The sequence below is a fragment of the Vibrio sp. Vb1554 genome (assembly GCF_033344235.1).
Window position 1 is genome coordinate 1 of the sequence record NZ_JAWPOJ010000005.1, and the last position, 24,046, is coordinate 24,046.

Genomic DNA, 24,046 nt, shown 5'->3' on the forward strand with positions numbered 1-24,046 from the left:
AAGAATACTTCAATTAGGTACTTCGTTCTGTTTAACTTAGTATTATGATAATAGCGATTTTTTACAAAATATCTACGACTTGAGCGTGAATCTTCTACACGCTCTACATGCTTAACGCAAATTCTGTATGAACGGTCTCGTTTGTAGGTCAAAACTATCAGAATTTACTTTTAAAACTGAGCCTTGCGTATACCAATCCCCTAAAACAATTCGGGTCTTTTTAACGCCATCGACGTCAAAAAAATGTGTGTTCGGGCGATGTGTGTGACCATGAATCATTATGTTGACGCAGTTCTGAGACATCACTTTCTCGACCTCATTTTGGTTAACGTCCATGATATCTAATGACTTGCTCATTTTATCATCACGAATATCGGATTGAACTTTTGAGACAATTTTCTTCTTAATGAACCAAGGAATACGGTTAAACAACCATTGTAGCCATGGCTTGTGAACGGTTTTTCTAAACTCTTGGTATTTCACATCGTCAATGCAGAGCGTATCGCCATGTAGGATTACGGCTTTTTGACCATAAAGATCAATCGTGCAGACATCGTCGAGTAATGTCATACCGGTTTCTTTGCAAAAGCGTTTGCCGAGTAAAAAATCTCGATTGCCTTGGATGAAAAAAGTTGGCACACCCGCATCCGTCAGTGCTTTAAATTCTGCACGGATTTGGTCTGCAAAAGGGGTGTTGTCATCGTCACCAATCCAGAACTCAAACAGATCGCCGAGTACATAAAGTGCATCAGCTTTTGTTGCTTCTGTTCGCATGAACGTCACAAAACATTCCGTGATATCAGGACGTGATGGGGTAAGGTGAAGATCGGAAATAAATAATGTCGTCATAGAAATAAGGGGAAGCTATGCCTCCCCATTAACTTATCTTTTAAAAATAATTCCTAAGAATTACTCTTCAATTGTTGTACCAGTGATTACTACGTCTTCTAGAGGTACGTCTTGGTGCATGCCGTAAGAACCAGTGCTAACGCCTTTGATCTTATTTACGATGTCCATGCCTTCGATTACTTCACCGAACACACAGTAACCCCAACCGTCTAGGCTTTCGCTACGGAAGTCTAGGAATGTGTTGTTGTTTACGTTGATGAAGAACTGAGAGCTTGCTGAATGCGGCTCCATAGTACGTGCCATAGCAAGTGTACCCACTTTGTTGCTTAGGCCGTTGTTTGCTTCGTTCTTGATAGGTGCACGAGTCGCTTTTTCACGTAGACCAGACTCCATACCACCACCTTGGATCATGAAGCCGTCAATAACACGGTGGAAAAGCGTGTTGTCGTAGAAACCGTCGCGGCAGTACTGAAGGAAGTTTGCGCTTGTCTCTGGCGCTTTCTCTTCGTTTAGTTGAATCTTGATGTCACCAAAATTAGTGTGAAGGGTGATCATGCTACTTTCCTTTACTGTGTTGTGTTGAGCCCGAGATTCTAGCCTAAGTTCTAGTGCTTTAAAAACTCAGGAAGAGGAAATTCTTCGTTTTGTGCTTGAAGTTTAGCCGATTATCGTTTTATCGGTTAATTGCTATTACCTAACTAGGTTGGAGTTGATATACTCATCTTCTTTTATTCATTCACAATCATAGATAGAGATCATGTTAAAGATATATAACACACTCACAAGACAGAAAGAGGAATTCAAACCAATTACAGCTGGCAAAGTCGGTATGTATGTCTGTGGAGTTACCATCTACGATCTCTGTCACATTGGTCACGGTCGTACTTTCGTCTCTTTTGACGTTGTATCACGTTACCTTCGCTACTTGGGCTATGATCTGACGTTTGTACGTAACATCACAGATATCGACGATAAGATCATCAAACGTGCCGCAGAAAATGGTGAGTCTTGCGATTCATTGACTGAGCGTTTGATTGGTGAAATGCACGCTGATTTTGATGCGCTGAACATGAAACGTCCGGACGTTGAACCTCGTGCGACACAGTTTATTGCTGAAATCATCGAATTGGTTGAGAAGCTAATCGAGCGCGGTTTTGCATACGTTGCAGATAACGGTGACGTAATGTTTGAAGTAGGTAAATTCAACGAATACGGCAAGCTTTCTAAGCAAGACCTTGATCAGCTTCAAGCTGGCGCGCGCGTTGATATCGAAACAGCAAAACGCAGCCCTCTAGACTTTGTACTTTGGAAGATGTCAAAGCCGGGTGAACCAACGTGGGAGTCACCATGGGGTCCTGGTCGTCCAGGTTGGCACATAGAGTGTTCAGCAATGAACTCTTCAATCCTAGGTAACCACTTCGACATTCACGGCGGCGGTTCTGACCTTCAGTTCCCACACCATGAAAATGAAATCGCGCAATCATGCTGTGCACACGATACACAATACGTGAACACATGGATGCACAGCGGCATGGTAATGGTAGACCGTGAGAAGATGTCTAAATCTCTAGGTAACTTCTTTACTATCCGTGACGTTCTTGGTCACTACGATGCTGAAACAGTGCGTTACTTCCTAATGTCTGGTCACTACCGTAGCCAGTTAAACTACAGCGAAGATAACCTAAACCAAGCACGTGCTTCGCTTGAGCGCCTGTACACATCTCTACGTGGTTTAGACCTAAACGCGGCGCCTGCTGGTGGTGAAGAATACGTATCTCGCTTCACTGCAGCGATGAATGATGACTTCAACACACCAGAAGCTTACTCAGTACTGTTCGACATGGCGAGAGAAGTTAACCGCCTGAAGACAGAAAACCTAGAGAAAGCGAGCGAACTCGGTGCGCTAATGCGTGAACTAGCAGATGTGATCGGTATTCTTCACCAAGATCCAGAAGCCTTCCTAAAAGGTGATGCGGGTAACGATGATGAAGTGGCTGAAATCGAAGCTCTGATCAAGCTGCGTAACGACTCTCGTGCTGCGAAAGATTGGGCGAATGCAGATATGGCTCGTGACAAGCTGACCGAAATGGGCATTGTTCTGGAAGATGGTCCAGAAGGCACAACGTGGCGTCGTAAGTAATTGAATTTTCATTTTTAAAGGGCTGATAATTCAGCCCTTTTATTTTCCATTTCCATAAATTAAAACTTTAACTTTAGGTAATGCTCTGTGGCTCAGATGTATTTCTATTACTCAGCAATGAATGCGGGTAAATCAACAACGCTTCTTCAATCCTCTTTCAACTACCAAGAACGCGGCATGACGCCAGTTATTTTTACGGCTGCGCTAGATGATCGTTTTGGTGTCGGTAAAGTGAGCTCTCGTATTGGTCTTCAATCTGACGCACATTTATTTCGTCAGGATACCAATTTGTATCAAGAGATCGCAGCTCTGAATGAGGTTGAAAAACGTCACTGTATTCTTGTTGATGAGTGTCAGTTCTTGTCGAAAGAACAAGTTTATCAACTTACTGAAGTTGTTGATAAGTTGCATATTCCAGTATTGTGTTACGGCCTTCGCACCGATTTTCTAGGCGAACTTTTTGAAGGCAGTAAGTATCTATTATCTTGGGCAGACAAGCTGGTTGAGCTCAAAACAATCTGCCATTGTGGCCGCAAAGCGAATATGGTTATTCGTACCGATGAACACGGCGTGGCAATTAAAGAAGGCGATCAAGTTGCGATCGGCGGTAACGATAAGTATGTCTCCGTATGCCGCCAACATTACAAAGAAGCACTCGGTAAATAAGCCGTATTGATACAGAAAAGCCACCGAACTTGGTGGCTTTTTGTTGTCGGTTAGAAAAAATTAGACTAAGTCAAAACCAAACCGCTCGAGTAAAACCTGGTAAGAAGATTCGACTTGCTGAGGGATGTTCTGCTCGGTTTGAAATCCTTTCTCTGGATAGCTTTTTACGCGAGAGAAATCTTCCATTAGTGCTTCTAGCACCATCATTAATGGCATGTCTTCATTAATGTATTCAAAAAATGGAAGAGCCGCAGAGCTTACTTGGAGCTGAGTGTAGGGTGACTGCCACTGTTTTTCAAATGTCGCGATTGCTCTACGCTCCATAAACGGTTTTTGTACCAGAATAAACGAGGAACATTGTTTTCCTTCCTCTTTTAATCGTTGCTCAGTAAAGCGGACGTTTTCTCCGCTGTTTGTGGATTTAGTCTCGAGCAAAATTGCTTTGCTTGGAACGCCCGACAACTTTGCAATCTCGGCAAAGGTTTCTGCTTCGCTTTTTTCAAACAGTCCATCTGTGAAGCGACCTTCACCCCCTGAAAATACAATCAAAGGTGCCAACTTTTGGTGGTAGAGCTTGGCAGCGTGCTCCGCTACACGCACATCATTACTGCACATCACAAACAAACAGTCCGCAGGCTTCAGTTCATGTTTAAGTTGCATGTAATCCCAAAGCGTTTCTATATGTCTATAGAGTCTCATAGCGCATCCAAAGTTGAATTGAAGTGAAATCGATAACCAAGTGAGAGTAGTTTGTCAGCAAGAATACGCTTGTCAGCTTGCTCTGTGACGGGTGGAAGAGGTATCTCACTTCCGATTTTGTTTATGGCAGCTTGGTAGAACTCAGCCTTGCTGACAGTATGAGGTGTCGTAACGTTAATGACTTGGTTGCTTAAGTTGCCTAAGGCAAATTTCACAGCCGAGACAGCATCATCTTGATGAAGCATATTAGCTGGTGCTTTACGACTAACTTGTTGAAGCCTTGCTGCAAAGCGAGATGGGTGTCTATCTGGCCCGATTAATCCGCTACAACGTAGAATAACAAAGCTAATATTCGAGTCGATAACATGCTGCTCTGCTTGAAGCATAATACGTGCATTGTCAGAGAAATAATGGCTTTCGGCTGCTAAAGAGAGTGACGCGTCAGCTTCTTCCATATCGGAAGCAAGGTTAGGGTAAACCGTGGTAGAGCTGATCATGAGAAGTTTTTCAACGTTGTTTTGCTTAGCTGCGTTGGCAAGTATTTGCCATTGCTGGGCATATTCTTGACCGCGTCCTTTACGAAATCCTGGAGGAAAAGCGCCGATAACGTGCGTAATTTGATGCTGTTTGAGCAGCTCATCTAGCCGTGCTGTGGCGTTCAATTGATTGAAATCGAACAATGCGGAGTGAGTTAATGAGGTGGGTAACTCTTTTAATCGAGTTTGGCTACGACGAGTGACGACAACATAGTGTCCATCTTTCATCAATGTTTCTGCTAGCGGAGTTCCGAGCCAGCCTGCACCTACGATCAATGTATTTGCCATTTGGGTCTTCCTACTTACTTATGTCTGCCCGAATAGGTTGAGCAGTTCTGCTTTAGCTTGTTGATGGAGGGGATCTGAATGCCATTTCTGGTGCTGAATAAGGTCAACATTGACTTGCCAAGCCAGTTTTGTGAAATCATCCCCAACCTTTTTTAATGTATTAGGTGAATACGCGACTAAATGCTGTGGTAGAAAGCACCAACCAAACCCTTTATTCGCCAATTCCAACAAAATATAGTAGTTATCAGCGTACCAGATATCTGGGCTAAATGCTTGATTGAGACCACATGGCTCTGCACTTTTGGATCGTATGACCAATTGACGATGTTGTTTTAGTTGATCAATGTGAGTGATTTGCTGCTTTGCTAAAGGATGTGTTGAAGAGACATAGACATCAAATGCAATATTGCCAAGATTGGTGAAATCGATGTGCCTTGGCATTTGTAAATCACTCAAAATAATCCCAGTCGTGGCGCGTTCCGACTTAACCAATTCAATGATATCAGGGCTTGATGCCGTTAAGCATTCAACTTGTAAGTGTGGAAAGCGTTGCTCTAACTTCTTTAGCACATCCGGCAAGCGAGTCAGAGGAATCCCTTCATCAATAGCTAAGACTAATTTGTTCGTTGGCGTGGAAAAGAGCTGCGATGCCCTATTGTTTAGGCGGTCGAGTTGGCTGATTGTTGCTTGTGCATAAGGTACGAGCGCGAGGCCATTCTCAGTTAATTTAGGGTACCTGCCTGATCGATCAAAAAGCTCAACGCCACAGTCGATCTCCATATTCATGATGTGCTGGCTCACTACAGATTGAGCTCGCCCCAGTTTTCTAGCTGCTCCTGAAAATGATCCTGCTTCTGATGTAGCAATAAAAGCTTGCAGTTGTTCGATGGTAAACATATCGCTTAAACCGATGGTATCTAACTTTTGGTTATCTAAATAATAGATAAAATTCTAAGCATTGAGTAGAACTATTTGGACAGAGAAATATGACTCGTAACGAACGAATTTTTCATGCAGTACTTTTTGAGTTAATCGCACTCGCGATTGTTGTACCAGCGGCTTCATTGATCACTGGAAAGGGCTCTAGTGATCTCGCGTTGGTTGGGGTCGGGTTGAGCATGTATACCGTGATATGGAACTACATCTACAACTTGTACTTTGATAAGTGGTTTGGTGACAATCGAGCTGAGCGAAGTTTAGCTATGCGGCTTGGACACACTGTTGGTTTCGAGGGAGGATTGATCTTTATCTCTCTACCTGTGATTGCCTGGTTCTTAGAAATTACGCTTCTTCAAGCTCTGATGCTGGAAGCCGGCTTCCTCGTTTTCTTCCTATTTTATGCTACTGGTTTTAACTGGTTGTATGACAAGGTTCAACCATTTAGCAAAATGAAAAAGCGATTATTGCCGCAGGCATCGACAGGAAAAATATAGGACTAAAAAACGCCACCGAGTTCGGTGGCGTTTTTTGTTCAAATTACACAGACAAAACTCTTAAAATCTTATCTGCATGTTCTGCAACTTCAATGCCTTCGTCTGTTAGATAACCACCGTCAGACTGTGTACAAAGTTGCTTCTCATATAGACGAGCAACGGCTGCCTGCATTTCTTCTGACGCGTCTGTATGAACTTTAATACCAGTTGCAGCACTACTTAGGTCGAACTGAAGAAGTAGATTCAATTCGGCGATATGTTCAGCTGAATATTTCATAAATGATTCCTTTGCGCTTTTTTTACCAAGCTAGTCTGAAAAGTAGCGTTGGGCAACATTCAACGACAAGAAGTGTTAAGTATGGCGCTATCAGGCTGATATAACGCAGGATCTTTGTTCGAAAGGCCGAATACTTGTTAAGTATCAATGATACTTACGGTAGCGAATGATAGGCGCTATTTATTGCTTGATCTCCCAATAACAACGATTTTAGTAAACACGCCAAATAGCACTTGAAAAAATAGGGAAATAGAGCGATTATCCGCGCCTCTTTAAATGTTTCTAAATGTTACACCAGAATGAACTTTAATCAGTTTGACTCACTATTACCGCCACAAGCTGCGGAACGCGCGGCTGAAGTGGGGGTAGGCAAAGCAACGAAAGCTCCAATCAAATCTTTTCTGCTCGCCATTTCTGCGGGGCTTCATATTGGTATTGCTTTCATCTTCTATACCACAGTAACGACAGGCGCAGGCGAGCTGCCTTGGGGCATTACACGACTCATTGGTGGTCTGGCATTTAGCCTTGGTTTGATTTTGGTGGTGGTTACTGGCGGCGAGCTTTTCACTAGCTCTGTGCTAACACTAGTTGCGCGTGCGAGTGGAAAAATCTCTTGGCAAGCACTTATCAAAAACTGGTTGGTGGTTTACTTTGGCAATATGGTTGGGGCCATTTTGCTCGTGGCCTGTATGCTAGTTACCAAGCAATATATGTTTGATCATGGCCAAGTTGGTCTTAACGCGATGGCGATCTCCCAACACAAATTACATCATGGTTTCTTTGCTGCTGTTGCGCTTGGCATTATGTGTAACGTATTAGTTTGTATTGCAGTTTGGATGACGTTTAGTGGGCGAACATTGACAGATAAAATAGCGGTCATGATTTTGCCTGTGGCTATGTTCGTGTCGGCAGGTTTTGAGCACTGTATTGCGAACATGTTCCAAGTACCTATGGCGATTGGTATTAAGTACTTTGCGCCAGAAGCGTTTTGGCAAATGACAGGGGCAGATATTGCAAACTACGCGGACTTAAACATGATGGGGTTCATCGTAAACAACCTAATTCCTGTTACGATAGGAAACATTATTGGTGGTGGCGTATTTGTTGGCATGTGGTATTGGATGATTTATCTACGCGATGAAGATAACCATTTGCGATAAGTTTAGAAGATCACAAGAAAGGCGAACCAGATGGTTCGCCTTTCTTTTTATTTGTCTCTGCAAATGTCAAATAAGTCGAGTCATGCTAAATCAACTCTTCGTTGATGCCAAAATCGGTTGGGAGCCAATGAGAAGTTACTTCCTTTGGTTCTTGAACGAGCCAATCCAGAGGTGCATCGGACAGGAGTTCATCGTAATTTTCTTTGATCATTAAGACATCCATGTACGTCTCTCCAAGTTTGTGGTCACTGCCTTTACTATAAAATTAGAACATGTCAGTCACGTGATCAATGCATGACGATTCGATTGATCACTTATGTTGCTATGTTTCTGGTTGCGTATGGGTTTTGGGGGCTTATCCACATTTTCTGTGGATAACCTGTATCAAAGGTCGTGCGTATCTAAACTTGCAAAGAAAATTTCATAAAATTAGAGGCTTATATCAAAAAGAATTCTACCTGACTTTTCATCTGAAAGCGTCTTGATGAGTGCTCGAAGAATAGTTGAGTTATTCAGTTATAAGTACGTTCGACTTGGCACCATAAGTTGTTTAACGGGCTTTACCCACAAGCGCCAACTAACCGTGAGTTTTGGTCGATTCGGGTTGCTCGATTTTTATCTTGATTCGGCCTTCTTTGGTTTGTACCCAGCGCAATGTCATTTCTAACGTTATGGTTACGGAGGCACTCAACATGACGAAAATAGCCAGCATAATTACTAACTGGTATTTAATCGCAACCATCGGGCTCGCGCCACCTAGAATTTGACCGGTCATCATACCCGGTAAGGTAACCAGTCCTGTAGTGGCCATAGAAGCTAAAGTCGGGGCAAGGGACTTTCTAAGAGCCTCTTGAATGAAGGGGAAGGATGCGTAGCGAGGAGAGGCTCCAAGTGAGATTGCAGCCTCATATTCTGCTTGTCTCTGCTCAAAAGCCGTAAACAAATTCTGAAGAGCGATGATATTACTACTCAAGCTGTTACCCAATAACATACCAGCAAGTGGGATCATGTACTGCGCATTGTAAATAGGGGATGGTTGCACTAGGCCTGCTGTAATTGCTATCAGAAGTGGTATTAGACCACAGGTAAGGCCCGTTAGTAGCGGAAGCATAAGTGGCTTTTTAGGTAAGTGAGCTTTTCCCGCAATTGAGCTGGCACCAATCAGTAGCATGATGGCAAGCCAAAGTATATTGACAAGTAAGCTGTTTAATTGAAAAAGATATTCTAAATACACGCCAATCAATATGAGCTGAAGTGTCATTCGGATAACACTGATTATGGTGTCTTTTGCTATCCCTAATTTGTAGCGGGCATTGATAAAGAAGGGGACCAATAAAATCAAACCAAACAGTGCCAGTTTGACCCAGCTTATATCCACCACGTTATCCATAATCGCTCCTTGAAAATACGCGAATAATTGTATCTAAGCCTCCCCTTTATATGAACCACTATGTGCACTTTTTGCTGTTCTTAAAGTAAACCTTGAGTGCTATTTTAGACATTAATACGCAGCATTCTGTTTACAAGTGGATATCTTTTTCGGAGTTTTTAAGTCGATTTATGGCATGGTAATTACGATTTAAATGTGATCGATGTTTCTTAAATGTTGGTTATTTAACAACTCCTTAAAAGACTTATTTTGTCACATCTGTTCATGTTTTTTAATAAATAACATCAATCCATCATATCTCTGGATGAGCTCAAAAAAGTGTTGAATTACAAGGTCTGAGGTCGCTTATTTGATTGAACCCTACTATTAGTATGGTCTAACATTTTCCATTAGAGATTGTAAAAAACTTAAGCTTGGTTACGCGGGCTTTTCAATAACACTAGATACAAAATAGGCAAATGTATGAGTGATGTTAATAAAATTGAGAGTGGTGAAAAACGCTCCCTGGAGTGGAAGTCGTTCCTCTTCATTGCAGTTGTTCTCTTCCCAATTCTGAGTGTGGCCTTTGTTGGCGGCTACGGGTTCATCGTTTGGATGTTGCAAGTCTTCTTCTTTGGACCTCCAGGCGCGCACGGCATGTAAGCCAGTGAGCTCATAACCACACTTTTGAAAAGATTTTAAGAGAGCAAATAATGAAATCATTAATCATTAAACTGTGGCGTACCATGACGCGCCCAGCTGTACATATCAGCCTAGGTGTGCTGACTATGGGCGGCTTTATTGCTGGTGTTATCTTTTGGGGTGGCTTTAACACCGCTCTAGAAGCAACCAACACAGAAGAATTCTGTATTAGTTGTCACACAATGCGTGACAACGTGTACGTTGAGCTACAAGAAACGGTGCACTGGAAAAACCACTCTGGTGTTCGTGCTACCTGTCCTGATTGTCACGTTCCACATAACTGGACAGATAAGATCGCTCGTAAGATGCAAGCTTCTAAAGAAGTATTTGCACAAGTATTTGGCAACTACGACGAACCGGGTGTGTTCGAAGAGCGTCGTATCGAACTTGCTAAACACGAATGGGATCGTTTCTCGGCAAACAAATCTCTGGAGTGTAAAAACTGTCACAACTACGAATCGATGGATTTCGAGCAAATGTCTCCTACGGCTCGTATCCAAATGAAGCAAGCCGCTGAGAAAGATCAAAGCTGTGTTGACTGTCACAAGGGTATTGCGCACAACCTACCAGCAGGCATGGACAGCATTGGCGGTATCGTGGGTGATCTAGAGGGTATGACTTCTAACACGGATTACGGCGTTGGTCAGCAACTCGTGAGCGTTCGTCACCTACCAATTTACTTTGATGCGCAAGGCAGTAAAGAAGCTGGTCTTCTTAATCCTGCATCGACCGTTAAAGTTCTTGAAGACAAAGGCGAGTTTGTTGAGATCGAAATTGACGGTTGGCGCAAAGCAAAAGGTTTTGGTCGTGTAATTCAAGAAGACTTCGGTAAGAACATTGCGACTGCGTCTCTGATGAAAGAAGCAGCAACAGACAGCAACATTGTGACGACTGGTGAGAAAAAAGTGGATGAGCTAACAGGCCTTCCTTGGGAAAAAGTAGCGGCGAAAGTATGGATTAAGAAAGAGTCTATGCTGAACGACATCAATCCTGTTTGGGAAAAATCTCGTGAAGCCTACAAGACCAATTGTTCTGTATGTCACACTCAACCTGCGGAAGCGCACTTCGACGCGAACACCTGGCCAGGTATGTTCGACGGTATGTTGGCGTTCGTTAACCTAGATACAGACAGTGAAGCACTGATCTTGAAGTATCTACAGAAACACTCTTCAGATTATGCTGAAGGTCACCACTAATAAGCGTCGGATTGGAGTAATTTTAAATGGCTATTACACGAAGAAGTTTTCTTAAAGGTGTAGCAACCACAAGTGCAGCGTCAGTAATTGGTCCTAGCTTATTGGCGTCCGCCTCTGCAAATGCCGTTGAGACGACAGGTACTTGGAAAGTAACCGGTTCTCACTGGGGCGCGTTCCGCGCCCACATCTACGCGGGTAAAGTTCAAGAGATCAAGCCGCTAGAGCTAGACAAAAACCCAACAGAAATGTTGAACGGCATTAAGGGTATTATCTACAGCCCTTCACGTGTTCGTTACCCAATGGTTCGTCTAGATTGGTTGAAGAAACACAAATACAGCGCAGATACTCGCGGTAACAACCGTTTCATCCGAGTAACTTGGGATGAAGCGCTAGATTTGTTTTATCGCGAACTAGAACGTATTCAAAAAGACTACGGCCCATGGGCGCTGCATGCAGGTCAAACAGGTTGGAACCAAACGGGTTCATTCAACAACTGTACTGCGCACATGCAACGTGCAGTAGGTATGCATGGCAACTTCATCACTAAAGTAGGTGACTACTCGACGGGTGCAGGTCAAACCATTATGCCGTACGTGCTAGGTTCAACCGAAGTGTACGCACAAGGTACGTCTTGGTCTGAGATCCTAGAAAACTCTGACAACATCGTTCTTTGGGCTAACGACCCAGTGAAAAACCTTCAAGTAGGTTGGAACTGTGAAACGCATGAGTCGTTTAAGTACCTTGCACAACTAAAAGAAAAAGTGGCGAAAGGTGAGATCAACGTTCTATCTGTAGACCCAGTGAAGAACAAAACTCAGCGCTACTTAGAGAACGATCACTTGTACATCAACCCGCTGACAGACGTAGCGTTCATGCTCGCTGTGGCACACGTGTTGTACAACGAAAACCTGTACGATAAGAAATTCATTGATACTTACTGTCTAGGCTTTGAAGAGTTCATTCAATACGTTCAAGGTAAGACAAAAGACAAAGTAGAGAAGACGCCTGAATGGGCAGCAGCGATTTGTGGCGTGAAAGCGGACAAGATCCGTGAATTCGCACGCATGCTAGTCAGCGGTCGTACACAGATCCTGATGGGTTGGTGTATCCAGCGTCAAGAGCACGGTGAGCAGCCATACTGGGCAGCGGCTGTGGTTGCTGCAATGGTTGGTCAAATCGGTCTACCTGGCGGTGGTATCTCTTACGGTCACCATTACTCAAGTATCGGTGTGCCTTCTACTGGTTTCGCGGGCCCTGGTGGTTTCCCTCGTAACCTTGACCAAGGTATGAAACCGAAGTGGGACAACAACGACTTTAACGGTTACAGTCGTACTATCCCAGTTGCACGTTGGATCGACTGTCTGCTAGAACCTGGCAAAGAGATCAACTACAACGGCGGTAAAGTGAAACTGCCAGACTTCAAGATGATGGTTATCTCGGGTTGTAACCCATGGCACCACCATCAAGATCGTAACCGCATGAAGAAAGCGTTCCGCAAACTTCAAACGGTTGTAACGATCGAGTTTGCTTGGACTGCAACATGTCGTTTCTCTGACATCGTTCTACCTGCGTGTACGCAATGGGAACGTAACGACATCGACGTGTACGGTTCATACTCGAACAAAGGTCTGATCGCGATGCATCGTCTCGTCGATCCATTGTTCCAATCTAAGCCTGACTTCCAAATCATGAGTGAACTAACTCAGCGTTTTGGTCGCCGCGAAGAATACACTCGTGGTATGAGCGAGATGGAGTGGATCGAAAGCCTATACAACGATTGTAAGAAAGCGAACGAAGGTAAGTTCGAAATGCCAGAATTCAATGAGTTCTGGGAGAAGAGCGTACTAGACTTCGGTGAAGGTAAACCTTGGGTTCGTCACGCGGACTTCCGTAAAGACCCTGAGCTTAACCCTCTAGGTACACCGTCTGGCTTCATCGAGATTACATCACGTAAGATCGGCCGTTACGGTTACGAACACTGTCAAGAGCACCCAATGTGGTTCGAAAAATCAGAGCGTTCACACGGTGGCCCTGGTTCAGACAAATACCCATTCTGGTTGCAGTCTTGTCACCCAGACAAGCGTCTGCACTCTCAAATGTGTGAGTCTGAAGAGTTCCGCGCGACTTACGCGGTACAAGGTCGTGAGCCGGTTTACATCAACCCAGCGGATGCCAAAGCAAAAGGTATCAAAGATGGTGATTTGGTACGTGTATTCAACGGTCGTGGTCAGCTGTTAGCTGGTGCTGTTTTGACTGACAGCTACCCACGTGGCGTTATTCGTATCGAAGAAGGTGCATGGTACGGTCCTCTAAACGAGAAAGAAGGCGCAATCTGTACCTACGGTGATCCTAACACCCTAACGCAAGACATCGGTTCTTCTGAGCTTGCACAGGCGACTTCTGCGAACACATGTATCGTAGACTTCGAGAAGTTCACAGGTAAAGTGCCGCCAGTCACTTCATTTGGTGGTCCGATCGAAGTTGCTTAATTAGTGCAGTTTGCATAAATCCAAATACCAGCCTCAGGGCTGGTATTTTTTTATCAAAATTTCAGTGAGCGTTGTCTCAATAGTAACTTCATAACGTTAAACGAGACTGGTATTCGTGATGATGGTAACGAATTGGGTGAGACAAGCAGGAGATAATGCGCCAAGCTAAACAATAATAATTAAGTGAGTAGACTCTTTATGGCTCAGAGCATTCAATTAGCAAATCACACTGAGATCACTGTGAATAACAATGACTTCCAAGTTGAAGTCGAGGGTAATCAATTACATTTTTCTTTTGCTGGCCTTCACAATAAAACCTTTACCGACCGTGAAGTGTTATTCGAAATGCCGTTTTTGTACGAGCACGAGGCCAACGTAATTGGGGATGGTTTTCAAATGTTGGCGCAAACGGCGGGAACGATCAATCACCCCGTTGATATTGGTCGCTGCCCAGACAATAATCCTTCTTATCGAATCTACCCTAAAAATGCACCTAAGCGTTATTACAACTATTTAGTGGTGGAAGGTTCAGCGGGCTACACATTATTTGGCTTCACATCATGTCATCGCTTTGCAGGCTATTTTGATGTTGTGCTGCGTGATGGGCATTGGGTTTTATCAGCCGCAATTGATGGTGAGTTGACTCAAGTGGCGGATTGGGAAAGTAATCAACTTGAATCCGTGGCGGTACTCTGTGGTCAATCGCTGTCCGAGCTTTATCAAACCTATGGCGAGATGATTGCAGAGCATCATCCTGTTCGCCAAGGTGTGACACAAGATGCGCCTGTTGGTTGGTGTTCGTGGTACGCGTACTACGCAGACGTGACAGAGCAAAACATCATGCAGAACGTAGATTGTATGAAAGATAAGCTCGAAGACCTAGAGTGGGTACTTCTGGATGATGGCTATCAAGCCTTTATGGGCGATTGGTTAACCCCATCAGATAAGTTTTCTGGTGGCGTAAAAGAGCTCATTCATAATATCCGTGCAAAAGGAAAAAAGCCGGCAATTTGGATGGCGCCTTTCATTGCACAGCCTGAGTCGGAGATCTTCAAACAGCATCCAGATTGGTTTGTGCGTCACAAGGATGGTGGCTTACTTAAAGCAGAAGATGTCACATACGGTGGTTGGCGATGCACGCCTTGGTACATACTCGATACCTCAAACCCAGAAGTACAAGACCATCTGACGAATGTAGTCTCTGTCATGAGACAAGAGTGGGGCGTTGAGTTGTTCAAGCTAGACGCGAACTATTGGGGCACCTTAAAAGGTGTTCGTAAACAATCTGGTATTACAGGCGTTGAGGCGTATCGCTTAGGAATGGAAGCGATTGCCAAAGGCGCTGGTGATGCGTGGCTTTTAGGTTGCAACGCGCCAATGTGGCTATCTCTGGGGCTTGTGGATGCAATGCGTGTTTCTGACGATGTAGAGCGTCATAGTCGTCGATTCGAACAGATAGCCAAAGAAACCTTTTACCGTAGTTGGCAGCATCGAAAATTGTGGCAAATTGACCCGGATTGCGCCACGTTCACTTCATTAGCTAATCAATCTGCATCCAGAGAAGAGTATGAATTTCATCGCACGGTGTTATTAGCGAGTGGTGGTTTGCTGCTGTCTGGTGACCCGCTCCCTGAGATTACGCCGTTTGCTAAGAAGACACTGTCTAAGCTCATGTTACGTCAACAACGTAACCAGCAATCTGCAAAGTTTACCGCTTTGAGTTTAAATCACGCGTTTTTAAAACTAACGACGAAGAATGACCTCCATTGTTTGTTTAATTATGCGAGTTACGGAGCGATGGAATTTACGCTGACGTCTGATCAACCGGTGGACTGGTATGATTACTGGACAGGGGAAAAGCTAAACCAAGAACCTTGCCAGTTGTTAATGGTGAGCGTGGATAAAGGGCTCAATGCGAAAGCGATCGTTACAGCATAAAACGTGAAGTAAATCGCCTAATACCAAGATCAAGAAAGGAGCCTATTGCGGCTCCTTTCTCGTTTGATGCTCTGAGCGTTAGAACTCGAATAAAAAGTAATACCCGTATCCAACAATAAACGCAGGAATGGACGAGTAAATAGTCGCGACCAAAGCAGCTTTCGGTGCCATTGCAATAGCGGGGAATAGGGCGTCACCATCGTTAGAAATCGCATTGGCCAGTTGCGCAGAAAGTGGCGCTGCACCAGAAATGTATAGGCTAGTGACTAAAATTTGCGGTCCACAACCAGGCAACATACCAATGGCTAGGCCAGCTAATGGCATCCAAATTCCCCAATGAGAAAAGGTTTCTACAAGGTCGAGTCCAGAAAAATAGGTCGTCAGTTCAAACGCCAGAAACGCCACGATCACCCAAGCACTGACGAAATTCGTATCTTGTGCTGCTTTTTGAATCGGGTGTGAGTCCACGATTTTTTCATCTTCAGAGACCGTTGACTGATAATCGCCGAGCTCTTTTGTCATAGCCCACAACGACATTGTGATCACCGCGAAGATAGCGCCCAGCCATTCAATGGTATTGGCCTGCAAAGACAACAGCTGATTAATATCGATTTGGAAAGACATTAACACAGCAACGACACTAGCAGGCACAATAAGCCATTTCCAAAATGCGCCTTGTAGATTGATTGCACGTTGTTCAAGGGGTGTGTGTCGGTCTGTCTGGTGTTGGCAACAAGCATGTGTCTGAGGTGCTTCTTTTGGTTCTGGTCGCAGAAAGTTATCAGCATGAAAAGCATTAACGACTAACCCTGAAAGAGTACCCACGATAATGCCTAATCCAACCACGCCTAATCCAACACTTGGTTTGGCGGCCAGAAGTAAAAAGGCAGCGTCACCCATTGTTGAAGTAAGTACCGCGACAATCGCACCAAATCCTACTCGGCCACTAATAAATTGCGTTGTCACAACAATAGCGCCACCACAGCCAGGCAAAGCACCCAACAAAGAAGCAAAGAAAACCTGATGATTACGCGAGCGATGATATAGCTCGGTAATTCGATTGGTTTTCGACATAAAGTTTGAAAGATAATGATAAATAGCCAATGTGGCAGCAACATAGCATGACACCGCCCAGAATGAGTCGGATAGCGTCTGTACGGCTACGTCACGTGTATTTTCATTGCCTAGCAAAATGAGCATGACGATAGGGATCAGCAATCGCTTATAAGCTAAACGAAACTGAGTAGGCTGAAACAACTGTTGTGCAGAGTGTAATAATTGGGTCGCGTTCATCGTTTACTCAAATGCAAATAGGAATAATTATCATTATATGTAAATGAGATTTATTCGCAATAGCATTGTGAACTTTTCTTCGTGTCAAACTCTCTGAAATCAGGTAAAGTATCGGCCTTTGTGAGCAAACACGCCCTAATTAACTGTATTAGGCGGCGTATAAAATTGACTTGAATAGGAAGAAACATGATTCTAGTTGTAGGTCATAAGAACCCAGACAGTGACAGTATTTGTAGTGCACTCGTTGCAACTGAACTTCTAAAAGCGCGTGGCGTTGAAGCTATGCCAATTCGCCAAGGCGAAATCAACCGTGAAACTCAGCACATCCTAGAAGTTGCTGGCGCTGAAGTTCCTGAGCTTCGCACATCAGTTGCGGGTGAGACCGTTTGGCTAGTAGATTACTCAGATCTAGCACAAGCACCAGACGATATCGCAGAAGCTGAAATTGCGGGTATTGTTGACCACCACCGTCTAGGTGACGTGATGACAGTAAACCCAATGGAAGCATGGATCTGGCCTGTTGGTTGTACCAACACTGTTCTATTCAACATTTTCAAGATTGAAGGTCACGCGATTACTCCACAAATTGCTAAGCTAATGATGTCAGCAATTCTATCTGACACAGTAGGTTTTGCTTCTCCAACTTGTACACAAAAAGACAAAGATGCCGTTGCTGAACTAGCGGCAATCGCAGACGTACAAGATGTTGACGCGTTCACTAAAGATCTTCTAATTGCTAAAACAAACATCGAAGGTCTATCAGCGGCTGAGCTTGTTGAGAAAGACCTTAAAGGTTACCCATTCAACGGTCGTGACGTAGTGGTTGGTCAGGTTGAACTTGCAACTCTTGAGCAAGTTGACGGTATGATCGAAGCACTAGAAGCAGACCTAGAATCTCGTTGTGAGAAAGATAACCTAGCGTTCGCTGCCGTAATGCTAACAGACATCACGACTGCTCAAACTCGTCTTCTATACAAAGGTGAGTGGGCTGAGAAGCTTGTTAAGCACGAAAAAGACGGCATGCTAATGATGGAAAACACGCTAAGCCGTAAGAAGCAAGGTTGGCCTTGGCTTCAAACTGAGCTAGCTTAATTTTCTAGCATATACTTTAAATGCCCGCCTAGCTGCGGGCATTTTTCTATGGGAAATAGGAGACGAATATGTCTGAGCAACTGACCCAAGAGCAGATGGATACCATTAATCGCTACAACGAAGAGCAACGTTTAAAGTACTGCGTAAAAGAGATTGTGGCGAATCGTAAGGTTTGGATTCTGAAAGACGAACATGGCTGTGTCATGTTAAATACAGAAGATGATGATTGTGTACCAGTATGGCCAAACGAAGAGTTCGCTTTGCAATGGGCGAATGGTGATTGGGAAGATTGCGAGCCTGAGGCGATCTCTTTAAACAAGTGGCACAGCCGTTGGACCTCTGGTCTAGAGGATGACGAGCTATCGATTGTTGTATTCCCAAATCAAAATGAAGAAGGGGTCGTATTGTTTCCTGACGAGTTTGATTTTGAACTGCGCAAACAAGCGAGCCGCCGTTAGTTTTTTGATTAGTACCCATGCAATAAAGAAGCCTGCGTTAAAGCAGGCTTCTTTACATTTGCACGATTACATCTTTGATAACTATTTTGTTTGATGGCTTGGCGCTTTATAAAAGTGGCTTTCGACTAGTCGTTGAGTAATAGGATGCTCGGGATGAGTCAGTACTTGGTTGGTCTCGCCAAACTCGACCACTTCACCTTCATGCATCACCATCACTTTATCAGTAATATGCTTAACAATGCCAATGTGCTGAGACACGTACACAAATGACAATCCCATTTCTTCTTGCAACTCGAGGAATAAGTTAATGATCTGCGAGCGCATTGCCATATCCAAACCGTTTAACGCCTCATCAGCGACAATGATGGAAGGTTGAAGAATAAGTGCACGAGCCAAACACACGCGCTGTTTTTGACCGGCAGCTAGCATTTGTGGATAAAAATAGGCGTGCTCAGGCAGCAATCCTACGCGGAGTAGGGTGTTCTTTACACGCTGCATGCGCGCATCTGGCGGCATGTTGGTATTTCGCTTTAGCGGACCTTCTAAAATACGACCAATCTGGATTCGTGGGTTTAACGATGTGTTTGGATCTTGGAAAATCATGCGGATGAGCTTGCAGCGTGTCGCGTAATCTTTGTGCTCCAATCGTTCGCCATTCACACGGATCTCTCCGGAGCTTGGTTCAACAACGCCAGCAAGCATACGAGCTAGTGTGGATTTCCCTGACCCGTTTTGACCAATAAAACCAATAGTTTGTCCTGGCTCTAAAGTAAAGCTTACCGGTTTAACTGCCTCATTAACCTGACGTTTGAACAGACGGGAGCGCGTAACAAATTGCTTCGATAAATTATCGACTTCAAGTAACGCACTCATGACTTTTTCTCCGTGTTCAATGGAAAGTGGCAGTTAAATTTATGATTCTTAATTCGTCTGGTGTGTGGAATTTCTACACATTGTTTCTGCGCATATGGGCAACGTGGTCCGAGGCGACAACCGATAGGCAGATGCTGCAATGGCGGAATCGAGCCCGGTAGGGATTGGAGTTTTTGCTTGTGTGGTACCCAATCATTAAAGTCAGGCATCGCTTTAAGCAAGGCATCGGTGTACGGGTGCTTGGGTGCCGCAATGATTTTACTGGTATCGGCAGACTCCACCGACTGACCACAATACATTACCGTAATACGTCCTGCCCACTGTGTTATGGTCGCTAAGTCGTGGCCGATAAGCAGAATGGTTGTGTTATTAAGTTGGTTCATGCGGCTCAACAGACGCAAAATTTGCGATTGGGTAATCGGGTCTAAGTCGTTGGTTGGTTCATCTGCTATCAGCAATTTAGGTTTGGTCGCAATCGCCATGGCAATCATGACCTTTTGACACTCACCATCAGTCAGTTCATAAGGGTAGCTACCCATTAAACGCTTGTGATCTTTAATACCCACTTTATGCAAAAGCGCGATGGCCTGTTTTTTACGCCATTTAAATCGCTCCCACCATTTCCCTTCAAATGCGCGAGATGGAATGGATTCAATCAATTGACGCCCGACTTCCTCTGAAGGGTCAAGACAAGTTGAAGGCTCTTGGAAAATCATCGCAATATCACGAGCAATGACGCGCCGACGCTCTTTTGGCGTAAGCTGAAGCAAGTCAATATTGCCAAGGCGCATACGGTCAGCGGTGATGCGCCAGTTATCTTTACTCACACCGACAATCGCTTTTGCAACTAAGCTTTTTCCAGAGCCAGACTCACCTACAAGACCACGAATTTCGCCTTCGTTCAAAGTTAGGCTCATTCGGTCAACGGCTTTGACCAACCCTTGAGGTGTTTCGATCTCAATGGTCAAATGTCGAATATCTAACAACGGCATTATTCGATCCCCGCATTAAGCGCTTGACGTACACCTTCACCTACTAAGTTTAGGGTAATAACAGTAAACATGATGGTCAGGCCGGGTAGGGTCACTGTCCAAGGTGCAATATAAATAAGCTCGACAGAGTCACCTAATATTGCTCCCCACTCGGTGCTTGGTGCCTGTGCGCCTAGGCCAAGAAAACCCAGTGCCGTAATATCTAAAATCGCAGCAGAGAGCGCGAGTGTGATTTCAGCGGCAATGACCGTCAGAATGTTAGGAAGAATTGAACTCCACAGTAAGTAGAAATCATTAGCGCCATCAAGGCGTGCTGCCATTATGTAGTCTTTTTCAACTTCGGTGTGGACTGCGATATAAACGGAGCGAATAAAACGCGGAATCAAAGCCAAGCAGATTGCGAGTAAAATATTGAACCCACCAAAGCCTAGAAATGCCACAAAAATGATTGCTAATAAGAGCGACGGGATCGACATGACGGTATCGAGCAAGTGGTTGAGAGTACTCGACAGTAAGCCTTTCGTCATACCTGCCAATACGCCAATTAAACAGCCTACAACGGCAGCAATTGCGGTGATGGCGACAGCAGCGCCAAATGTCAGCTGAGAGCCCATAATCAGGCGCGAAAGAATATCTCTACCTAAGTCATCGGTCCCCAAAAAGTAATCAACCGTTCCTGCTGGAGCCCATGATGGCGGCACAAGCAACTCACCTGACTGTGCTTGGGCGTCAAATGGTGCAAGTAGGGGGGCAAAAATGGTAATAAGGACGATAAACACCAAGCACCACAAGCCAAACATGGCTAGTCCGTTGGCGCGGTAGCTTCGCCAAAAACGCTCAAACTGTGTTGGAATGCGCTCTTCCTGATAAACGTTATTTGTTAGCATACCATTCCTTTCGAACTAAAGGGTTAATCATCGCGCCAATCAAATCCGAGAGTATGTTAGCGGTAAGAACCAAAGTCGCAAGTACCATCACGCCAGCTTGGATAGATGCATAGTCTTGGCTTGCTAGCGCATCTAAAAGCCAACGACCAATACCTGGCCAGTTAAAAATAGACTCCGTGATGATAGCTAAGGTAATCATACTCGAAAGTTGAACACCAACCTTGGGAATGATAGGCGGTATCGCATTCCGCAATACATGTTGAGTTACGATTTCGCGGTTAGAAAGACCTTTGATTCTCGCTGCACGGATGTAGTTTTGGCTCATCACTTCCGCTACCGAGGAGCGCATTAGTCCGACAACCTGGGTGGTTGGAGCCAAAGCAAGCACCAAACATGGCAGCACCATATGCTCAATGACGCTTTGCAGTGCGTGAGCGCGGTATTCACCTTTCGCCATGAATGCGTCGATAATGGCAAATCCGGTTACATGATCAATTTCGTAAAGCAGGTCATATCGTCCTGCCACGGGAAAGAGTTGGTACTCTAATGAAAAAACCATGATAAGTAACAGAGCCACCCAAAAAATTGGGGCGGAATAACCAGACATCGACATGAATGAAATGCTGGTGTCGAGCCATTTACCTTGCTTCATCCCAGCCACGGTTCCAAGTGGAATACCGATCAAAAGGGACACCAAAAAGGCAAAAAAGCACAGTTCCAAAGTGGCAGGGAATACGACGGCGAGCTCGTCATAAATCGCGTTGCCGTTTTTACTTATGCCAAAATCAAGCTGAGAAAGGTTGATTAAGTAAGTTTGCCAACCAGACCAAAAATCAACGTTTGCCCAGTGCGAGAGAGGGTCAAGGCGAAGCAGAGAAAAACCCACTAATGTAAGGATCATCAAAGTGATGATAAATAGGTTAAAGCGTCGAACGGTATACCAAAACATCAGTGAATTCTCTCAACTCTATCAAACGGTTGGGCATTGAAAGGGCTTGATTTGAAGCCTGTCAGCGATTTGTCGTGCACACGGAACTGCACGCCATGCGCCAGAGGAATAACCGGGAACTCTTGATTCAAAATGTTCTGTGCTTGGCGATATAGGTTCAAACGGTAACGCGGTTCTTGAGTTTCTAACGCCAAATCGAGCAAGAAATCGAAGTCATCGTTACACCACATGGACACGTTAAGGCCAACGCGGTCAGACTCGCAAGATAATAAAGGGCGGAAAAAGTTGTCAGGATCCCCGGTATCACCAATCCAACCAGTTAAAAGTAAATCGATATCGTTGATGTTCTCCAAATCCACACGTTCAAACCTATCATCGGTCAGTAGCGTTAATTTAACCCCAATATCGGCAAAATTCGCTTGGATTAACTCCGCAGTCTTACGAGGGCTTGGGTTAAAAGCACGTGGTTCAAGTGGTACCCACATGGTCAATTCTAGGCCGTCTTCGTAGCCTGCATCTCGAAGTAGTGCCAATGCATAATTCCGGTCATAACGAATTTTTACGCTGTCTTTTTGATAAGCCCATGAATTAGGTGGTAGCAAGGTATAAGCTTGGGAGCCAGTTCCGTAGTAAACTGAATCTAAAATATTTTGACGGTTGATCGCTAAGTTAAGTGCTTGGCGAACTCGAGCATCACTCAGCGCGGTGGTTTCTGTGTTTATCGCAATAAAGGAAACGTTGTTAGCTGGTGTAGCCGTCAGCTCAAGGTTGTCATTTTCTTGAATGACAGGTATTTGGCTCGAAATAGGTGAAGAGAGTACGTCACACTCGTTTCTTAAAAGTTTAGCTAATGTACCCGTGCCTCTGTGAGATATATCGAATACCACTTGTTCCATTTTTGCTGGTGACTTCCAGTAATTAGAATGACGCTCTAATCGAATCAAGTCGTTCACTTGGTATTCTTTTAATTGATAAGGGCCGGTACCGATAGGAAGTTGGTCGATTTCTTCTTTATGATCTTTTGCAGCCAATTGCTGTCCATACTCCGAAGACAAGATAACCGCATGGCTGGTGGCAATATTGGCCAAGAAAGAAAAGTTTGGCTGAGATAACGTAAACCTTACCGTATGCTCATCTATTGCAACCACGTCTTGGAGTAGGTTTTGAAAATCTAACCCTGCAAACCATGGATAAAAACCACCACCTACTTGGTGAAAAGGATGGTCTACATCGATGATTCGCTTGAAGCTAAATACCACATCTTTTGCATTCAATGGGCGAGTGGGTGTGAACCAAGGCGTGGTTTGGAATTTAACACCACGTTTAAGCTTAAACGTGTATTCCGTCCCTGATTCATTTACTGACCAACTCTCGGCGATGCTTGCCACGGGCTGATGTGATTTAGGATCGAGCGTGAGCAGCGTATCGTACAGCTGCGGGCTCAGAGCCTCTGCGGTAATACCGCTATCAATAAGCTGAGGGTTAAACGTGGTCGGCTTACCCTGTCCGCAAAACACAAAGCCAGCTTTGCGAATATCATTGTGGTCAATTTCATCGCCACAAGCGGTAAGTAGGCTAATCCCAATAAGGCTCAGCGATAATCTTATAAAAGCATTCATAATATGAAATGTTCATTGGATCTTGCTCGTTTCGTTTGATCTTACTCTTTCAAAGCTAACAAGCGAAAATGATCTCGCTAATTTATCACCTTTGTGAACTCGCTCCAAACATAAAATCCATACACTGTAAGGTGTTATGCC

The 24,046-nt window shown here is 44.5% G+C and carries 24 protein-coding genes; 10 read left to right on the forward strand and 14 right to left on the reverse strand.

Annotated elements, in window-relative coordinates:
• Nucleotides 1-111: 111 nt before the first annotated feature.
• Nucleotides 112-849 (reverse strand): UDP-2,3-diacylglucosamine diphosphatase, encoded by a 738-nt coding sequence (gene lpxH / locus R8N28_RS06000; RefSeq protein WP_065274374.1) that lies wholly within the window; start codon nt 847-849, stop codon nt 112-114.
• Between the two features lie 60 nt (nt 850-909).
• A complete protein-coding gene (locus tag R8N28_RS06005; protein WP_005378156.1) occupies nt 910-1,404 on the reverse strand; it encodes a peptidylprolyl isomerase in 495 nt (164 codons plus the stop codon).
• Nucleotides 1,405-1,606: 202 nt separating this feature from the next.
• On the opposite strand from R8N28_RS06005, the gene cysS reads away from it, so the two are divergent.
• Both cysS and R8N28_RS06015 read left to right on the forward strand, forming a co-directional pair.
• Nucleotides 1,607-2,989, forward strand: a complete 1,383-nt coding sequence (cysS, locus tag R8N28_RS06010) for a cysteine--tRNA ligase (protein WP_005378155.1) — start codon at nt 1,607-1,609, stop codon at nt 2,987-2,989.
• Between the two features lie 87 nt (nt 2,990-3,076).
• Nucleotides 3,077-3,655: a thymidine kinase gene (locus R8N28_RS06015; RefSeq protein WP_005378154.1), complete on the forward strand. Its 579-nt coding sequence runs from the start codon at nt 3,077-3,079 to the stop codon at nt 3,653-3,655.
• 60 nt (nt 3,656-3,715) lie between these two features.
• Here the strand turns inward: R8N28_RS06015 and R8N28_RS06020 are convergent, their stop codons facing one another.
• From R8N28_RS06020 to R8N28_RS06030, 3 genes are read right to left on the reverse strand one after another with little or no spacing between them, the layout of a single operon-like run.
• Nucleotides 3,716-4,354 carry a YdcF family protein gene (locus R8N28_RS06020; protein WP_017821723.1) on the reverse strand — a complete coding sequence of 213 codons (639 nt, stop codon included), beginning with the start codon at nt 4,352-4,354 and terminating at the stop codon, nt 3,716-3,718.
• Nucleotides 4,351-5,178 (reverse strand): NAD-dependent epimerase/dehydratase family protein, encoded by an 828-nt coding sequence (locus R8N28_RS06025; protein ID WP_054575137.1) that lies wholly within the window; start codon nt 5,176-5,178, stop codon nt 4,351-4,353. Before R8N28_RS06025 ends, R8N28_RS06020 begins: the two co-directional genes overlap by 4 nt.
• A gap of 18 nt (nt 5,179-5,196) precedes the next feature.
• Complete coding sequence (locus R8N28_RS06030) at nt 5,197-6,075, reverse strand: LysR family transcriptional regulator (protein WP_005378151.1); 879 nt, start codon at nt 6,073-6,075, stop codon at nt 5,197-5,199.
• Nucleotides 6,076-6,164: 89 nt separating this feature from the next.
• Here R8N28_RS06030 and R8N28_RS06035 point away from each other — a divergent pair, with 89 nt between their 5' ends.
• Nucleotides 6,165-6,611: a PACE efflux transporter gene (locus R8N28_RS06035; RefSeq protein WP_065274375.1), complete on the forward strand. Its 447-nt coding sequence runs from the start codon at nt 6,165-6,167 to the stop codon at nt 6,609-6,611.
• A 43-nt stretch (nt 6,612-6,654) separates the two neighbouring features.
• On the opposite strand, the gene R8N28_RS06040 is transcribed toward R8N28_RS06035, so the two are convergent.
• Nucleotides 6,655-6,888: a TIGR02647 family protein gene (locus tag R8N28_RS06040; RefSeq protein WP_318183336.1), complete on the reverse strand. Its 234-nt coding sequence runs from the start codon at nt 6,886-6,888 to the stop codon at nt 6,655-6,657.
• A 299-nt stretch (nt 6,889-7,187) separates the two neighbouring features.
• Between R8N28_RS06040 and focA the strand changes: the two genes are divergently transcribed.
• Entirely contained in the window at nt 7,188-8,048 is an 861-nt protein-coding gene (gene focA, locus R8N28_RS06045) for a formate transporter FocA (RefSeq protein ID WP_005378146.1), read from the forward strand.
• 85 nt (nt 8,049-8,133) lie between these two features.
• Here the strand turns inward: focA and R8N28_RS06050 are convergent, their stop codons facing one another.
• A complete protein-coding gene (locus R8N28_RS06050; protein WP_005378145.1) occupies nt 8,134-8,271 on the reverse strand; it encodes a hypothetical protein in 138 nt (45 codons plus the stop codon).
• Between the two features lie 354 nt (nt 8,272-8,625).
• On the reverse strand, nt 8,626-9,438 hold the full coding sequence (locus R8N28_RS06055; protein WP_017634681.1) for an ABC transporter permease: 813 nt from the start codon (nt 9,436-9,438) through the stop codon (nt 8,626-8,628).
• A gap of 462 nt (nt 9,439-9,900) precedes the next feature.
• On the opposite strand from R8N28_RS06055, the gene torE reads away from it, so the two are divergent.
• The 4 genes from torE (at nt 9,901) to R8N28_RS06075 (ending at nt 15,742) form a co-directional block, all read left to right on the forward strand.
• Complete coding sequence (gene torE / locus R8N28_RS06060; protein ID WP_005378141.1) at nt 9,901-10,080, forward strand: trimethylamine N-oxide reductase system protein TorE; 180 nt, start codon at nt 9,901-9,903, stop codon at nt 10,078-10,080.
• 50 nt (nt 10,081-10,130) lie between these two features.
• Nucleotides 10,131-11,315, forward strand: a complete 1,185-nt coding sequence (gene torC / locus R8N28_RS06065; RefSeq protein WP_005378139.1) for a pentaheme c-type cytochrome TorC — start codon at nt 10,131-10,133, stop codon at nt 11,313-11,315.
• Nucleotides 11,316-11,341: 26 nt separating this feature from the next.
• Entirely contained in the window at nt 11,342-13,804 is a 2,463-nt protein-coding gene (gene torA, locus R8N28_RS06070) for a trimethylamine-N-oxide reductase TorA (protein WP_005378138.1), read from the forward strand.
• A 198-nt stretch (nt 13,805-14,002) separates the two neighbouring features.
• Nucleotides 14,003-15,742, forward strand: a complete 1,740-nt coding sequence (locus R8N28_RS06075) for a glycoside hydrolase family 36 protein (RefSeq protein WP_065274376.1) — start codon at nt 14,003-14,005, stop codon at nt 15,740-15,742.
• A 78-nt stretch (nt 15,743-15,820) separates the two neighbouring features.
• Here R8N28_RS06075 and R8N28_RS06080 read toward each other — a convergent pair whose 3' ends face one another.
• Nucleotides 15,821-17,035, reverse strand: a complete 1,215-nt coding sequence (locus R8N28_RS06080) for a putative manganese transporter (RefSeq protein ID WP_017820871.1) — start codon at nt 17,033-17,035, stop codon at nt 15,821-15,823.
• 186 nt (nt 17,036-17,221) lie between these two features.
• On the opposite strand from R8N28_RS06080, the gene R8N28_RS06085 reads away from it, so the two are divergent.
• Together R8N28_RS06085 and R8N28_RS06090 are read left to right on the forward strand one after the other, a co-directional pair.
• Nucleotides 17,222-18,127: a manganese-dependent inorganic pyrophosphatase gene (locus R8N28_RS06085; RefSeq protein ID WP_054576410.1), complete on the forward strand. Its 906-nt coding sequence runs from the start codon at nt 17,222-17,224 to the stop codon at nt 18,125-18,127.
• A gap of 68 nt (nt 18,128-18,195) precedes the next feature.
• Nucleotides 18,196-18,585, forward strand: a complete 390-nt coding sequence (locus tag R8N28_RS06090; protein WP_005378129.1) for a DUF2750 domain-containing protein — start codon at nt 18,196-18,198, stop codon at nt 18,583-18,585.
• Nucleotides 18,586-18,666: 81 nt separating this feature from the next.
• Here R8N28_RS06090 and R8N28_RS06095 read toward each other — a convergent pair whose 3' ends face one another.
• From R8N28_RS06095 to sapA, 5 genes are read right to left on the reverse strand one after another with little or no spacing between them, the layout of a single operon-like run.
• Entirely contained in the window at nt 18,667-19,458 is a 792-nt protein-coding gene (locus R8N28_RS06095) for an ATP-binding cassette domain-containing protein (protein ID WP_005393308.1), read from the reverse strand.
• Nucleotides 19,455-20,450: an oligopeptide/dipeptide ABC transporter ATP-binding protein gene (locus R8N28_RS06100; protein WP_005378126.1), complete on the reverse strand. Its 996-nt coding sequence runs from the start codon at nt 20,448-20,450 to the stop codon at nt 19,455-19,457. Before R8N28_RS06100 ends, R8N28_RS06095 begins: the two co-directional genes overlap by 4 nt.
• Entirely contained in the window at nt 20,450-21,337 is an 888-nt protein-coding gene (locus R8N28_RS06105; protein ID WP_005378123.1) for an ABC transporter permease subunit, read from the reverse strand. The genes R8N28_RS06100 and R8N28_RS06105 overlap by 1 nt, the downstream gene beginning before the upstream one ends.
• Nucleotides 21,324-22,286 carry an ABC transporter permease gene (locus R8N28_RS06110; RefSeq protein ID WP_005378122.1) on the reverse strand — a complete coding sequence of 321 codons (963 nt, stop codon included), beginning with the start codon at nt 22,284-22,286 and terminating at the stop codon, nt 21,324-21,326. The genes R8N28_RS06105 and R8N28_RS06110 overlap by 14 nt, the downstream gene beginning before the upstream one ends.
• Nucleotides 22,286-23,905: an ABC transporter substrate-binding protein SapA gene (sapA, locus tag R8N28_RS06115; protein WP_065274377.1), complete on the reverse strand. Its 1,620-nt coding sequence runs from the start codon at nt 23,903-23,905 to the stop codon at nt 22,286-22,288. Before sapA ends, R8N28_RS06110 begins: the two co-directional genes overlap by 1 nt.
• Nucleotides 23,906-24,046 lie beyond the last annotated feature (141 nt).